Origin of the sequence: Lentzea alba (genome assembly GCF_047445655.1) — a bacterium.
GTDB lineage: Bacteria > Actinomycetota > Actinomycetes > Mycobacteriales > Pseudonocardiaceae > Lentzea > Lentzea alba_A.
The window spans coordinates 117,166-130,604 of sequence record NZ_JAJAEG010000023.1 but is presented as its reverse complement, the minus strand read 5'-3'; the positions used below and the strand labels follow the sequence as shown (position 1 = coordinate 130,604).

Sequence of the window (13,439 nt, the reverse complement as noted above, 5' to 3'; positions counted from 1 at the left end):
TATGGCCGAGCGCGCGCGTCGTCCCCGCCGCCCCCGCGAAGAGCGGGAGGCGCGGCCAGCACGCGCGCGCAAGCCACCACGTCCGAAGGCGCCCACGCGGCGTAGCAGTGACGGCACGGGTGGCGCGTTCGGCATGACCGGCACGCGGCGGGCCGCGATGTTCGCGATGGTGCTGTGCGCACTGGCGTTGAGCATCGCGGTCCCGTTGCGGACCTACCTCTCGCAGCGCGACGAGCTGCGCGACGTGGGGGCTGAGCAGCAGAAGCTGCGTGAGCAGGTCGCCGCCCTGGAACAGCGGAAGGCGCAGCTGAACGACCCCGGCTACGTGGAGATCGAGGCGCGCAAGCGGCTGCACTGGGTGCGGCCGGGCGAGACGCCGTACATCGTCCAGCTGCCGGGTGACGAGAACCGGAACACCGAATCAGAGAGGCCGTCGGGCAAGCCCGCGGCGCAAAGGTCTTGGTACGAGGAACTGTGGGAATCGGTGACGCACAAGTAAGTGCTGCTGACCTGGAAACGGTCGCTCAGCAGCTCGGCCGCACGCCGCGCGGAACACGTGCGATCGCCTCGCGGTGCCCTTCCGGGCACCCGAACGTCGTGCAGACGAACCCGCGGCTGCCTGACGGGACGCCGTTCCCGACGATGTTCTACCTGACCTGCCCGAAGCTGAACTCCCTGGTCAGCACGCTGGAGGGCAGCGGGTTGATGAAGGAGCAGACCGAACGCCTGGCCGTTGACGAGGAGCTGGCCGCCGCGTACCTGCGTGCGCACGAGTCGTACCTCGCGGAGCGCGACGCCATCGAGTCGCTGGGTACACAGGTCACCGCGGGCGGCATGCCGGGCAGAGTCAAGTGCCTTCACGTGCACGTGGCTCATGCCCTCGCGAAGGGCCCTGGGGTCAATCCCTTCGGGGACGAGGCGCTGGCACTCTTGACGGACCAGGGGCTGTGGCCGACAGGTGAATGTGCGGCGAGTTAACAGTCAACGGAACCGAACGCACGCTTCACTCCGTCTTGGGTACACCTAGTCTCCAGGAGTGGGGCAGGGTGGAACGGGTCAGCGAGGGGTGCTCGCCGTAACTGCAGGACGGCGCGCCGCGATGACGCACGAGAGGTGAGTATTCGTGGCAATGGCCAAACTGCGCGGTCCAGCGACGTTGAGCCCTAGGCAAAAGGGCTTCGTCGTCGCTGCTGTGGCTGCGCTGCTCGCGCCCGCCATGATCGTCGGCACCAAGCTGGTCGACTGGGTCAACCTCTCGAAGCACGATGACATCGCTGTCGCCCTGGGCCCCGCCGACCTCTGGAACGCCCTGCGCCGCGACCCGGCCGAGCTCGGCGCGTCCGGCCGCCTGCCGTTGTCCGAGGAGCTGAGCGCGTCCCTGCTCGCCGACCTCGAGGACGGCTCGATCGACGACGACCTCGACGTCGACGACGGCGGCGTGATCGACAGCTTCCCCGGCGACTACGGCATCCCCGGCGTGGTCCTGGAGGCCCACCTCCGCGCCGAGGACAAGATGGCCGAGCTGGTCCCCGGCTGCAAACTCGACTGGGCACTCCTCGCCGGCATCGGCAAGGTCGAGTCGAACCACGCCAACAACGGCCGCGTGAACGCCGTCGGCGACGCCACCCCCAAGATCCTCGGCCCGGTCCTGAACGGCGGCCCCGGCATGGCCGCCATCCGCGACACCGACGGCGGCCGCCTCGACGGCGACACCGCCTGGGACCGCGCGGTGGGCCCGATGCAGTTCATCCCCGGCACCTGGGCGGGCTACGGAGCGGATGGCAACGAGGACGGCGCCGTCAACCCGAACAACGTCTACGACGCCGCCCTGGGCGCCGGCCGCTACCTCTGCGCGGGCGGCGGCGACCTGACCAAGCAGGCCGACCGCGCCAGGGCCGTCTTCCGCTACAACAACTCGACGACCTACGTCGAAACGGTCCTCAAGTGGGCCAAGACGTACAGCGAGAACATCGACGCCCTGCCGACGCTGCCCGACAACGGCAACAACGTGCAGAACCCGCAGCCGCCGCAGCAGCCGAACCCGCCCGGCGACAACGGCGGCACCCCTGGCCTCCCCGGCACCCCGTCGAAGCCCTCGACCCCGTCGAACCCGAGCACCCCGCCGTCGGTCCCGTCGTGCCAGCCGACCTTCCCGTCGTCCTCCACGCCGACCACCTCGTCCTCGACCCCGACCTCGACGCCTTCGACGTCCTGCCCGCCGTCGTCCTCGACGCCGACCACCTCGTCGTCAACGCCGCCTGCGGGGTCGACCAACCCGCCGGCCTCGGACCCGACGTCGTCGAACCCGCCGCAGCAGTCGTCCTCGACGGGTGCGCAGTCGTCGACCACCGAGAAGTCCGAGACCTCCAGCGCGACCTCGTCCTCGACGCCATCGTCGAGCTTGGTGACGAGCACGCCTGCCTAGCTCGGCGTGTCGCGTCAGAACCTCTCCAAGCTGTACTTCCTTCGGGGCGATTCGGGCAGAAACGTTGGAGCGAAGGGGATTCCGTCTCCTAGCTTGCGTTCAATGCCGAAGCGCAACTCAAGCGTCGTGGGCCGGGAGTTCGGCAACGGGGTCCGGCGTGCCATCGAGCAGTCCGGCCTGACCCGACGAAAACCGGCCGAGCTCGGGGTTTCTCAACTACGTGAGGTAATTCGCGTGGCACCGGCGGCGCTGCTTGCCACAGTGGCAGGGTGCGACCTGACTATCCGATGAGGACCGAGCGCCTCACCCTCCGCCCATACCAAGAGGACGACCTCGACGACTTCTACGCCTGTCGATCTCAGCCCGAGGTCTACCGCTACCTCTACGCCGACAGCCCCGACCGCGCGGCAGCCGAGGAGATCATCGCCAAGAAGATGACCCAGGACGAGCTGACCGAAGAGGGCCAGTGGCTCGTGCTAGCGGTGTACTGGCCGGAGGCCGGCAGGGTCGTCGGTGATGTCGTCCTCAAGTGGTTGAGCGAGGAGCACCGCCAGGGCGAGATCGGCTACGTCTTCAACCCCGAGTTCCACGGCAAGGGGCTGGCGCGCGAGGCCAGTGAAGTGATGCTCAAGATCGGCTTCGAGGACCTCGGCCTGCACCGGATCATCGCCCAGTGCGACCCGCGCAACGAGCCGTCGTGGCGGTTGATGGAACGTCTGGGCATGCGCAGGGAGGCGCACTTCAGGCACTTCGAGATCTTCAAGGGCGAGTGGGGTGACCTCTACACCTACGCGATGCTCGCCGAGGAGTACCGCGGTGCTGCGTCCTGACTACCCGGTCGGCACGGAACGTCTGGTCCTGCGGCCGTTCGAAGAGGGCGACCTCGACGACACGTTCGCCGTCACCGACGGCAACCGCCCCTTATATATAGAGCCACGCACACGCGAGGAGGCCGCCAAGCCGCTGGCGAGGTGGAGCAGTCAGCGTGAGCTCACAGAGCCAGGCCAGTGCCTGGTGCTCGCGGTCGTGCTCGAAGACCGGGTCATCGGCAAGGTCGAGCTCACGTGGCGGAGCCGCGAGCAAGGCGAGATCGGCTACATCCTCAACGAGGAGTTCCGCGGCAACGGCTACGCGCGCGAGGCCGGCCGGCAGATGCTGAAGTTCGGGTTCGACCACCTCGGCCTGCAGCAGATCATCGCCAGGTGTGACCCGAGCAACGAACCGTCGCGACGCGTGCTGGAGCGGCTGGGCATGAGCAAGGTCGAAGAGGAAGACCTCTACATGTACGTCATGCTTGCGGACGAGTACCGGAAGCTGAAGTAGGGGTGATCATGTCGCGGGTTGCGGCCATCGACTGCGGGACCAACTCGATCCGTCTGCTCGTCGCGGACGTGACGAAGCGCGACGACGGCACCGCGTGGCTGCGGGACGTGCACCGCGAGATGAAGATCGTCCGGCTCGGGCAGGGTGTGGACGCGACCGGGCGGCTGCACCCCGACGCGATCGAGCGCACCCGCCGAGCCCTGGTCGAGTACGTGGCGATCATGCGGCGCAAGGGTGTGGAGACCGCCCGGATGGTCGCGACGAGTGCGACGCGCGACGCGAGCAACCGCGACGACTTCTTCGGCATGACCGAGCAGGTCCTCGGCGTGCCGGCGGAGGTCATCAGCGGGGACGAGGAGGCGCGGCTCAGCTACCTCGGCGCGGTGGCTGATCTTGACCCGGACGAGGGACCCTTCCTCGTCACCGATCTGGGTGGTGGCAGCACCGAGTTCGTCCTCGGCAGCGGAACGGAGGTCGAGGCTGCGCGGTCGATGGACATCGGGTGCGTGCGGTTGACGGAGCGGTTCATCCATTCGGACCCGCCGGCCAAGGGTGAAATCGAACAAGCGGAAGCGTTTGCGCGGGAATCGATCGCACAAGCATTCAACGTCGTGCCGGTGGAGAAGACGAAGACGTGGATCGGTGTTGCTGGAACGGTCACGACGTTGTCAGCCCTGGTCCAAGGGCTGGATGTGTACAACAGCGAGGAAATCCACCTCAGCCGAATCACACTTGACAATGTTCGTGAAATCACCGAACGTATCCTCGCGATGACGCATGATGATCGTGCCTCGTTGGGGCCCATGCACCCCGGCCGAGTGGACGTGATCTGCGGCGGAGCGGTGGTACTGCGTGCGATTGCCGAGGAGCTCTCGAATCGCGCGGGTATCGGCGCGCTCGTGTGCAGTGAGCACGACATCCTCGATGGGATCGCCTTCTCGCTGGTCTAGCGCCGAATTAAGGTCGACTTGAGCTGATCGTGACAAGTTTGTGACCGATTTCGATGCGCGTACTCCTGGACACCCCGGTTAACGTCCTCTCACGTTTTGGGAGGTGGACGAGACCTCCCGGGGAGGCGTGCGTTCGCAATAACTGCGAACGGCGCCGGGGAAAGGCGGGAGAGACTGATGTCGCGATCACGGGTTGCGTGGGTGGCTGCGCCAATCGCGCTGGCCATGACGCTCAGCGCGTGCGGCGGTGGCGGCGGTTCCACTACGTCGGGCGCCGAAGACCCGAACGGCACGGTGTCGATCTACGGCACCGAGCCCGAGAGCACGCTCTTCCCGGCCAACACGGCAGAGGCGGGTGGCGGTAAGGTCACCGACGCCCTCTTCGCGCGGCTGGTCGGCTACAAGGCGGAGGATGGCTCCACCTACAACCTCATGGCGGAGTCGATCACCTCGAGCGACGCCAAGGTCTACGACATCAAGCTCAAGCCGGGCTGGACGTTCCACGACGGCACGCCGGTGACGGCGCAGAACTTCGTCGACGCGTGGAACTTCGCCGCCTACGCGCCCAATGCGCAGAAGGCCGGCGACTTCATGTCGGACATCCAGGGGTACAAGGACGTCCACCCGGACGCGAAGGATGCCAAGCCGACCACGGACAAGATGTCCGGTCTCCAGGTCGTCTCCGACACGGAGTTCAAGGTCACGCTGAGCGCGCCCAGCTCGGTCTTCCAGATCAAGCTCGGCTACCAGCCGTTCTCGCCGCTGCCGAAGGCCTTCTTCGCCGACCAGAAGGCGTTCGAGGCCAAGCCGATCGGCAACGGCCCGATGAAGTTCGTCTCCCGCACGCCGAACTCGCTGATCAAGCTCGAGCGCTTCGACGAGTACAAGGGCGAGGACAAGGTCCACTTCAAGACCTTGGACATCAAGATCTACTCCAGCCAGGAGACCGCCTACCAGGACCTGGTCGCGGGCAAGCTGGACTTCATGGAGGCGCTGCCGCCGTCGGCCAAGGTCGGCGAGAAGTACAAGGCCGACCTCGGTGACCAGGTGCTGAACGCGAACCTGCTCGGCCAGAGCACGATCGCGCTGCCGTACTACATCCCGGCGTTCAAGGACAACGTCAAGCTGCGCCAGGCCATCTCGATGGCGATCAACCGGGAGCAGATCACCAAGACCGTGCTGGCCGGCTCGTACGTGCCGTCCGACGGCTGGGTGCCGCCGGGCATCGAGGGCTACGAGAAGGGCGTGTGCGGCGAGTACTGCACGTACAACAAGGACAAGGCAAAGCAGCTGTTCCAGGAGTCGGGTTTCACCGGCAAGCTGACCATCCAGTCCAACCAGGACGGTGGCCGCAAGGAGCCGCTCGAAGCGGCCTGCAACAGCATCAAGGACGCGCTGGGTGTCGAGTGCGAGTTCGTCGGCACCACCAACTTCGGTGCGTTCCGGCAGATCGTCACGGCCAAGCAGCTGACCGGCATGAGCCGTTCCGACTGGTCGGCCGACTACCCGTCGATCGAGAACTTCTTCAACCCGCTGTACCGCTCGACCGGTGGCAACAACGACTCCACCTACTCGAACCCCGCGTTCGACGCGCTGCTCGCCGAGGCTGACGGCATCGCGGACAAGGCGGCCGCGATCAAGAAGTACCAGGAAGCCCACAAGTTGATGGCGAAGGACCTGCCGTCGATCCCGATGTGGAACGAGAAGGGCATCGGCGCGCGTTCGAAGAACCTGCTCGCCGCCAAGCTGACCTTCACGCGTGACGCCGAGCTCGCGGCGTTCCGGGTCAAGGCGAAGAGCTGACCGCGCTGACAGCACACGACGTCTGATCTGAGCACCACCCGTCCGGCCTCGCGTCCACCCAAGCGTCACGGGCGCGGGGCCGGAGCGGTGTTCGGGATCGGCCGCCCCCCACCACGCAAGGAGCCGACCTCATGGGTCGCTATGTGCTGCGCCGACTGCTGCAGCTGATACCGGTCTTCCTGGGGACCACTTTTCTGATCTACGCCCTGGTCTGGGCGATTCCGCAGGACCCGTTCGCCGGCAAGTGCGGACAGCGGCCATGCGACCCGTCCTACATCGCGCAGGTGAGCGAGCAGCTCAACCTCAACGATCCGCTGATCATCCAGTACCTCAAGTACGTCGGGAACCTGTTCGTCGGCGACTTCGGCACCACCTTCAACGGGGTCTCCGTCGGTGAGCAGATCGCCACGTCGTGGCCGATCACCCTCAAGATGGGCGTCATCGCCCTGATCATCGAGGCGATCATCGGCATCACCGCCGGTGTGCTCACCGGTCTGCGCAAGTCGGGCTTCCTGGACAACCTGGTCCTGGTCTCGACCCTGTTCCTGATCTCGCTGCCGGTGTTCGTCACCGGTTTCGTGCTGCGCCTGTACCTCGGCCCACAGGGCTTCGACTGGATGGACACCTCGGTCAGCTCCGATCCGACGATCGGTGAACTGATCTTGCCGGGGTTCGTGCTCGGCAGCCTCTCGATGGCCTACGTGGCCAGGCTGACGCGCTCCAGCATCGTGGAGAACCGTCGCGCCGACTACGTGCGCACGGCCATCGCCAAGGGCCAGCCGCACACCCGCGTCGTCGGCGTGCACCTGCTGCGCAACTCGCTGATCCCGGTGATCACGTTCCTCGGCACCGACCTCGGCAGCCTCATGGGCGGCGCGATCGTCACCGAGGGCGTCTTCAACATCAACGGCATCGGCGGCCTGATCTTCCGCGGCATCCAGCAGAAGGAAGGCGTCATGGTCACGGGCATCGTGACCCTGTTGGTGCTCGTCTACCTGTTGATGAGCCTGATCGTCGACCTCCTGTACGCCGTTCTCGACCCGAGGATTCGCTATGAGTGACCCAGGATCCGTGTCCGGCGGCACCGGACTCGAGGCGTCCGCGGCGGAGGGCGTCCACAAGACCAGCCACCAGGACGACTCGCAGCAGAAGCAGGGCAAGCCCCGTTCGCTCTGGAGCGACGCGTGGGGCGAGCTGCGTCGCAAGCCGACGTTCATCGTCTCGCTGGTGATCATCGTGTTCGTCGGGCTCATGGCGATCTGGCCGACCCTGTTCACGTCGGTCGACCCGCGCGCGGCGAACCTGGACAAGTCGCTCGCGGCGCCGTCCGGTGACGCGTGGTTCGGCTACGACCTGCAGGGCTACGACGTCTACGCCCGCACGATGCACGGCGCCCGCGCGTCGCTGCTCGTCGGCGTGTTCGCGACACTGCTGACCGTCCTCATCGGATCGACCGTCGGCATCATCGCGGGCTACGCGAAGACGTGGATCGACAGCGTGATGTCCCGCGTCAGCGACATCTTCGCGGGCGTTCCGTTCGTGCTGGGCGCGATCGTCATCCTCACCACGCTCAACGCCCCGACCGAGAACCCCGGCGTCGTCCAGATCATCACGCAGGTCGTGCTCTCGATCGCCGTGCTGTCGTGGCCGGTCGCGATGCGGATCATGCGTTCCGCGACGCTGGTGGCGAAGCAGCAGGACTACGTCAAGGCCGCGCGTGGTCTCGGCGCTTCACCGCTGCGGATCGTGTTCCGGCACCTGCTGCCGAACACCGTCGCGCCGGTGCTGGTGTACGCGACGATCGCTCTCGGCGCGTTCATCGGTGCGGAGGCGACGCTCGCGTTCCTCGGCATCGGCCTGCGTCCGCCGGTCGTGTCGTGGGGCGTGATGATCTCGGAGTCGCGCGACTACTTCCAGGCGGCACCGCACATGCTCCTGTTCCCGGCGGGCTTCGTGACCATCACGGTGCTGGCCTTCGTCATGCTCGGTGACGCCGTGCGTGACGCCCTCGACCCCAAGTCCCGATAGGGAGATCTCGTGACTCAGCCATTGCTGGAGGTCGAGGATCTCCACGTGGAATTCCGCACCCGTGACGGTGTCGCCAAGGTGCTCAACGGCGTTTCGTACCACGTCGCCGCAGGTGAAACCCTTGCTGTGCTGGGTGAATCCGGCTCCGGCAAGTCCGTGACCGCGCAGACGATCATGGGCATCCTGGACATGCCGCCGGCGTTCATCACCAAGGGCTCGATCAAGTTCCGCGGTGAGGACCTGCTGACGCAGTCCGCCGAAGCGCGTCGTGAGATCCGTGGCGAGGGCATCGCCATGATCTTCCAGGACGCCCTGTCCGCCCTGAACCCCGTGTTCACGGTCGGGTTCCAGATCGAGGAGCAGCTCAAGGTCCGCCGCGGAATGTCCAAAGCGGACGCTCGCAAGCGTGCGATCGAGCTCCTGGACCAGGTGAAGATCCCGAACGCCCGCGGCCGCGTTTCCGACTACCCGCACCAGTTCTCCGGCGGCATGCGGCAGCGCGCGATGATTGCGATGTCGCTGGCGCTCGACCCGGAGCTGCTGATCGCGGACGAGCCCACCACCGCACTGGACGTCACGGTGCAGGCCCAGATCATGGACCTGCTCGCGGAGATCCAGAAGGAACGCGACATGGGCATGATCCTGATCACCCACGACCTCGGCGTGGTCGCCGACGTCGCGGACAGGATCTCGGTCATGTACGCGGGCCGCATCGTCGAGCACGCCGACGTGTACGAGCTGTTCCGCGCGCCGGGCCACCCGTACACCGAGTCGTTGCTGGAGTCCCTGCCCAGGCTCGACCTGAAGGGCCAGGAGCTCAAGACGATCAAGGGTCTGCCGCCGTCGCTGACCAACATCCCACCCGGCTGCCCGTTCAACCCGCGCTGCCCGCGCGCGTTCGACCGGTGTGTCTCAGAGGTGCCTGCTGTGCACAACCTCGGCATGGGCCGCACCAGCCGGTGCCACATCGCGGAGGAGGTTGTCGCTCGTGGCTGAGCCGATCCTCGAGGTCGAGAACCTCGTCAAGCACTTCCCGGTCCGCGTCGGTGTGCTGTTCAAGCGCACCGTGGGCCACGTCAAGGCCGTCGACGGTGTCTCGTTTTCGTTGAACAAGGGCGAAACCCTTGGTGTCGTGGGCGAATCCGGCTGCGGAAAGTCCACTTTGGCCCAGGTGCTGATGCGCCTGGAGCCGCCGACGTCGGGCCTCGCGCGCTTCGAGGGGCGCGACATCTTCAGCATGAAGGGCGCGGAGCTGCGCAAGCTGCGCCGCGACATCCAGATCGTGCTGCAGGACCCGTACACGTCGCTGAACCCGCGCATGACGGTCGGCGACATCGTCGGTGAGCCGTACGAGATCCACACCGAGGTCGCGCCGAAGGGCTCGCGCCGGCAGAAGGTCCAGGAACTGCTGGAGATCGTCGGCCTGAACCCGGAGCACATCCACCGGTACCCGCACCAGTTCTCCGGCGGTCAGCGCCAGCGCATCGGCATTGCCCGCGCGCTCGCGTTGAAGCCCAAGGTGATCGTGTGCGACGAGCCGGTGTCGGCGCTGGACGTCTCGATCCAGGCGCAGGTGATGAACCTGCTGGGCGAGCTGCAGGCCGAGATGGGTCTGTCGTACCTGTTCATCGCGCACGATCTGTCGGTGGTGCGGCACCTGTCCAACCGGGTCGCGGTGATGTACCTCGGCAAGATCGTGGAGATCGGTACCGAGGAAGAGATCTACGAGCACCCGATGCACCCGTACACGCAGGCTCTGCTGTCCGCCGTGCCGGTGCCGGACCCGACCCAGCGCGGCCGGCGCGACGTCATCCGCCTCACGGGTGACGTGCCCTCGCCGATCGACCCTCCGTCGGGCTGCCGGTTCCGCACGCGGTGCTGGAAGGCGCAGGACATCTGCGCGACGGACGTGCCGGAGCTGACCGTGCGGAACTCGCGGCACCCCGCCGCGTGCCACTTCGCGGAGGAGCGCGCGGTCGTCTGATGTTTCCACGTGGGAGGGGTCGTGCCGTCGGGTGCGGCCCCTTCTCGCGTTCCTGGACTGCGCACAGCCGGGTCGGTGCTAGCTTGCGGTCATGACCAAGCCTGAAAGCGGTGCGCAGAGGGAGGGCTTTCTGGGCGACATCCTCGACAAGGTGAAGGACCTCACCACCGGCGAGGAGCCCGCCCCCGAGAAAGTCCCCGCGGACGTCGAGTACACGGGCCCGGTGCTCAATCCCGGGCATCCGCCGAGCCATCACGACTCGGAGCTGCTCACACCGCCTCCCGTCACGGGAAGCGTCGACTAGAGCCGATGGTTCCGCAGACGATCGGGGCGCTGGCCTCGTTCCTCGCGCTGGTCGCCCCCGGCATCGTCTTCGAGCTCCTGCGGGAACGCCGCCGTGCGGGCGGCCGCGAGACGGTGTTCCGCGAGGCGTCCAGGGTCGCGCTCAGCAGCCTCGCCTTCACCGTGGCGTCGACCGCGATCCTGCTCGGCGTGCACGCCGCGACGTCGAAGTGGTTCGGCTGGAAGGTGTTCGTCGACCTGCAGGCGTTGGTGGCCAAGCCCGACTACGCGAAGCAGAACGTGGCGCTGATCGCGTACAGCGCGGTCGCCGAGCTGGCGCTGGCGTGCCTGCTGGCACTGGCGGTCGATCTCGTGCTGGCTCGTCGGCGGCAGCAGCCGTCGTCGGTCGGCAGGCAGTCGGCCTGGGTGAAGGTGTTCCGGGAGGACCGGCCTCACAACGCGGTGTGCTGGGTGCACGTGATGCTGGAGGACGGGAACTCGTTCTTCGGGTTCCTGCGGTCCTACGACGCGGCCGGTGATCCCGACAAGCGGGAGATCGTGCTGGAGGGCGTGAAGCTGACGTACGTCGGTGTGCCTGTCTCCGGTGGCGAGGACGTGCAGACCAAGGTCATCGGCCAGGACTGGGAACGGGTCGTCATTCCCAGCGCTCGCATCAAGTACCTGCGCGTGCAGTACCTGGACGCCGAGACGGGCGAACGCGTCGACTCGGCCCGGCGTCCGGCTCAGGAGGTCACGGAGAACGCAGGTGTGTGATCGACACACCCGGAGCGATCTCCTGCTCACCTGTCTCCACGAACCCGCGCTTCCGGTACAGCCGGAGCGCGGGCTCGTTCTTGGTACCGGTGCTGACGATCTGCGGCCCTTCAGGCAACGCGTCGAGCAGCTGTGTCGCGATGCCACGACGATGTGCCCGCGGGTGGACGACCAGGCGGCAGATGTCCACAGTGGACCCGTCGAGCTCGTACGACACGGCGCCTGTGAGCCCTTCCTCGTCGTACAGACCGAGGAAGGTTTCTGTGGTGGCACGGAGTTCGTCGAGGGTCTCGTGCAACGGCGGAATGCCGTCGAAGCCGATGATCTCGGCCTCGACGGCGTAAGCCAGCCGTTGCACCGTCCAGAGCTCGCGCAGGACGGCGTCGTCCGACAGGTCCAGGATCACGTGTTGGACGAGTTCCGCACGAAGGCAGCCAGGTCCTCGGACTGCTGGATCCTGCTGGGCTCGTGCACGTACATCATGTGGCCGGCCGGGTAGTAGGCCGACTCGATGTTCGCGGTGAGCTCCTTCGGGATCTGCAGGTGCGCGATGAGGTGCTCGGCCGCGAAGTACGGCGTGGCGCCGTCGTACCAGCCGAACGCGACGTGGACCTTGAGGTGCGGGTTCGCCCGCATCGCCGCCGAGAGCTTGCCCGCGGTCGTGACGTGCCGGCCCTCGAACTCCTTGTAGGACCACTGTTCGATGGCCCGCGACAGGATCTCGTACGGCAGGTCGTTGGAGTACCCGAGCTCGGCGTGCAGGTAGTGGTTCAGCGTCGACGAGTAGGGGCCGACGATCGCGTCGATGGACGGGTCCGCGGAGATCTCCTCACGGCCGTAGTCCTTGTCCCAGCCGGTGAAGCGGGCGTCGATGCGGCCGACGGTCTTGCGGTCGCGGCGCAGCAGTTCGGTGAAGAACCGGATGTGCTCGATGCGCAGGTCGACGGCGTCCACGTACTCCTGGGACAGACCGGTCAACCGCGCCAGCTTCTCGATCGTCGCGGCGCGCTCGACGTCGGACAGCCGGTTGCCGCGGGCCAGCGCGTACGGGTAGTCGCGGACCGCGAATTCCTCGGCCTCCGCCAGCACCTCCTTGAGCGGCCGGTCGCCGTGCAGCCCGTGGTAGTGCGCGATCGCCGCGTACGTGGGGAGGAAGAGCGTGTACCCGAGGTCGTGGCCCTCGTTGAACTCCAGCGTCGCGAAGTCCAGCACCGAGGAGATCAGCATGAGCCCGTTGAGGTACATGCCGTACTTCTTCTGCAGGTGCTCCGCGAGGCCCGCCGCCCGCAGCGTTCCGTACGACTCACCGCAGATGAACTTCGGCGACATCCACCGCCCGTTGCGCGACGTCCAGAGCCGGATGATCTCGGCGATGGAGTCGACGTCGGGCTGGTAGCCGTGGTAGTTCCCGGGCTTCTCACCCTTCACCGCACGGGAGAAACCCGTCGACACCGGGTCGATGAACACGAGGTCGCTCTCCGCGAGCAACGACTCCTCGTTGTCCGCGATCCCGTACGGCGGCGGCGCCATGTTGCCGACGTCCCCGCTCAACACCCGCCGAGGCCCGAGGAGCCCCATGTGCAGCCAAACGCTCGCGGAACCCGGCCCACCGTTGAACGCGAAGGTCACCGGCCTCTTCAACGGGTCGGCGCCGTCGAGCGTGTACGCGGTGAGGAACACCTCCGCCTTGGGCTTGTGGCCGTCGAACACGCCGTCCTTGACCACCTCCTCCTTGAGCACGACACGCCCGGTGGTCGCGGTGTAGTTCAGCTCGCGGCCCTTGACGGTGATGCTGTGCTGGGTGGTGACCAGATCATCAGCAGGAGACTCGGGCTTCTCTTCGGTCTTCTCCTCGGACATGGGAGCAACA

At 66.8% G+C, this 13,439-nt stretch carries 15 protein-coding genes; 13 read left to right on the top strand and 2 right to left on the bottom strand.

Annotated features, from left to right (window positions below; translation table 11 throughout):
* Position 1 precedes the first annotated feature (1 nt).
* From LFM09_RS33465 to LFM09_RS33405, 13 genes are all read left to right on the top strand, one after another.
* Positions 2 to 499 carry an FtsB family cell division protein gene (locus tag LFM09_RS33465; protein ID WP_414100579.1) on the top strand — a complete coding sequence of 166 codons (498 nt, stop codon included), beginning with the start codon at positions 2 to 4 and terminating at the stop codon, positions 497 to 499.
* Positions 475 to 978, top strand: coding sequence for a DUF501 domain-containing protein (locus tag LFM09_RS33460; protein ID WP_414100578.1), 504 nt, complete (start codon positions 475 to 477; stop codon positions 976 to 978). The genes LFM09_RS33465 and LFM09_RS33460 overlap by 25 nt, the downstream gene beginning before the upstream one ends.
* Before the next feature lie 151 nt (positions 979 to 1,129).
* A complete protein-coding gene (locus LFM09_RS33455) occupies positions 1,130 to 2,425 on the top strand; it encodes a lytic transglycosylase domain-containing protein (protein ID WP_414100622.1) in 1,296 nt (431 codons plus the stop codon).
* A gap of 287 nt (positions 2,426 to 2,712) precedes the next feature.
* Positions 2,713 to 3,255, top strand: coding sequence for a GNAT family N-acetyltransferase (locus tag LFM09_RS33450; protein ID WP_414100577.1), 543 nt, complete (start codon positions 2,713 to 2,715; stop codon positions 3,253 to 3,255).
* Entirely contained in the window at positions 3,242 to 3,748 is a 507-nt protein-coding gene (locus LFM09_RS33445) for a GNAT family N-acetyltransferase (RefSeq protein WP_414100576.1), read from the top strand. The genes LFM09_RS33450 and LFM09_RS33445 overlap by 14 nt, the downstream gene beginning before the upstream one ends.
* Before the next feature lie 8 nt (positions 3,749 to 3,756).
* Positions 3,757 to 4,698, top strand: a complete 942-nt coding sequence (locus tag LFM09_RS33440) for an exopolyphosphatase (RefSeq protein ID WP_414100575.1) — start codon at positions 3,757 to 3,759, stop codon at positions 4,696 to 4,698.
* A 177-nt stretch (positions 4,699 to 4,875) separates the two neighbouring features.
* On the top strand, positions 4,876 to 6,501 hold the full coding sequence (locus LFM09_RS33435) for a peptide ABC transporter substrate-binding protein (RefSeq protein ID WP_414100574.1): 1,626 nt from the start codon (positions 4,876 to 4,878) through the stop codon (positions 6,499 to 6,501).
* A gap of 131 nt (positions 6,502 to 6,632) precedes the next feature.
* Positions 6,633 to 7,562 (top strand): ABC transporter permease, encoded by a 930-nt coding sequence (locus LFM09_RS33430; protein WP_414100573.1) that lies wholly within the window; start codon positions 6,633 to 6,635, stop codon positions 7,560 to 7,562.
* Positions 7,555 to 8,529: an ABC transporter permease gene (locus LFM09_RS33425; RefSeq protein ID WP_414100572.1), complete on the top strand. Its 975-nt coding sequence runs from the start codon at positions 7,555 to 7,557 to the stop codon at positions 8,527 to 8,529. Before LFM09_RS33430 ends, LFM09_RS33425 begins: the two co-directional genes overlap by 8 nt.
* Before the next feature lie 9 nt (positions 8,530 to 8,538).
* Positions 8,539 to 9,525, top strand: a complete 987-nt coding sequence (locus LFM09_RS33420) for an ABC transporter ATP-binding protein (RefSeq protein WP_414100571.1) — start codon at positions 8,539 to 8,541, stop codon at positions 9,523 to 9,525.
* Positions 9,518 to 10,513 carry an ABC transporter ATP-binding protein gene (locus tag LFM09_RS33415; RefSeq protein WP_414100570.1) on the top strand — a complete coding sequence of 332 codons (996 nt, stop codon included), beginning with the start codon at positions 9,518 to 9,520 and terminating at the stop codon, positions 10,511 to 10,513. Before LFM09_RS33420 ends, LFM09_RS33415 begins: the two co-directional genes overlap by 8 nt.
* Positions 10,514 to 10,604: 91 nt before the next feature.
* Positions 10,605 to 10,817, top strand: a complete 213-nt coding sequence (locus LFM09_RS33410; RefSeq protein WP_414100569.1) for a hypothetical protein — start codon at positions 10,605 to 10,607, stop codon at positions 10,815 to 10,817.
* Between the two features lie 5 nt (positions 10,818 to 10,822).
* Positions 10,823 to 11,569, top strand: coding sequence for a DUF6338 family protein (locus LFM09_RS33405; protein ID WP_414100568.1), 747 nt, complete (start codon positions 10,823 to 10,825; stop codon positions 11,567 to 11,569).
* Here LFM09_RS33405 and LFM09_RS33400 read toward each other — a convergent pair.
* Positions 11,547 to 11,975: a GNAT family N-acetyltransferase gene (locus LFM09_RS33400; protein WP_414100567.1), complete on the bottom strand. Its 429-nt coding sequence runs from the start codon at positions 11,973 to 11,975 to the stop codon at positions 11,547 to 11,549. The two genes, LFM09_RS33405 and LFM09_RS33400, sit on opposite strands and share 23 nt — an antisense overlap.
* Complete coding sequence (locus LFM09_RS33395) at positions 11,972 to 13,429, bottom strand: S10 family peptidase (protein ID WP_414100566.1); 1,458 nt, start codon at positions 13,427 to 13,429, stop codon at positions 11,972 to 11,974. The genes LFM09_RS33400 and LFM09_RS33395 overlap by 4 nt, the downstream gene beginning before the upstream one ends.
* Positions 13,430 to 13,439 lie beyond the last annotated feature (10 nt).

What these genes read in the sequence shown, in the direction of transcription:
- LFM09_RS33395 (WP_414100566.1), bottom strand. Translation starts at nt 13,429, where the DNA reads ATGTCCGAGGAGAAGACCGAAGAGAAGCCCGAGTCTCCTGCTGATGAT.
- LFM09_RS33405 (WP_414100568.1), top strand. Translation starts at nt 10,823, where the DNA reads ATGGTTCCGCAGACGATCGGGGCGCTGGCCTCGTTCCTCGCGCTGGTC.
- LFM09_RS33455 (WP_414100622.1), top strand. Translation starts at nt 1,130, where the DNA reads ATGGCCAAACTGCGCGGTCCAGCGACGTTGAGCCCTAGGCAAAAGGGC.
- LFM09_RS33450 (WP_414100577.1), top strand. Translation starts at nt 2,713, where the DNA reads ATGAGGACCGAGCGCCTCACCCTCCGCCCATACCAAGAGGACGACCTC.
- LFM09_RS33410 (WP_414100569.1), top strand. Translation starts at nt 10,605, where the DNA reads ATGACCAAGCCTGAAAGCGGTGCGCAGAGGGAGGGCTTTCTGGGCGAC.
- LFM09_RS33465 (WP_414100579.1), top strand. Translation starts at nt 2, where the DNA reads ATGGCCGAGCGCGCGCGTCGTCCCCGCCGCCCCCGCGAAGAGCGGGAG.
- LFM09_RS33440 (WP_414100575.1), top strand. Translation starts at nt 3,757, where the DNA reads ATGTCGCGGGTTGCGGCCATCGACTGCGGGACCAACTCGATCCGTCTG.
- LFM09_RS33425 (WP_414100572.1), top strand. Translation starts at nt 7,555, where the DNA reads ATGAGTGACCCAGGATCCGTGTCCGGCGGCACCGGACTCGAGGCGTCC.
- LFM09_RS33435 (WP_414100574.1), top strand. Translation starts at nt 4,876, where the DNA reads ATGTCGCGATCACGGGTTGCGTGGGTGGCTGCGCCAATCGCGCTGGCC.
- LFM09_RS33430 (WP_414100573.1), top strand. Translation starts at nt 6,633, where the DNA reads ATGGGTCGCTATGTGCTGCGCCGACTGCTGCAGCTGATACCGGTCTTC.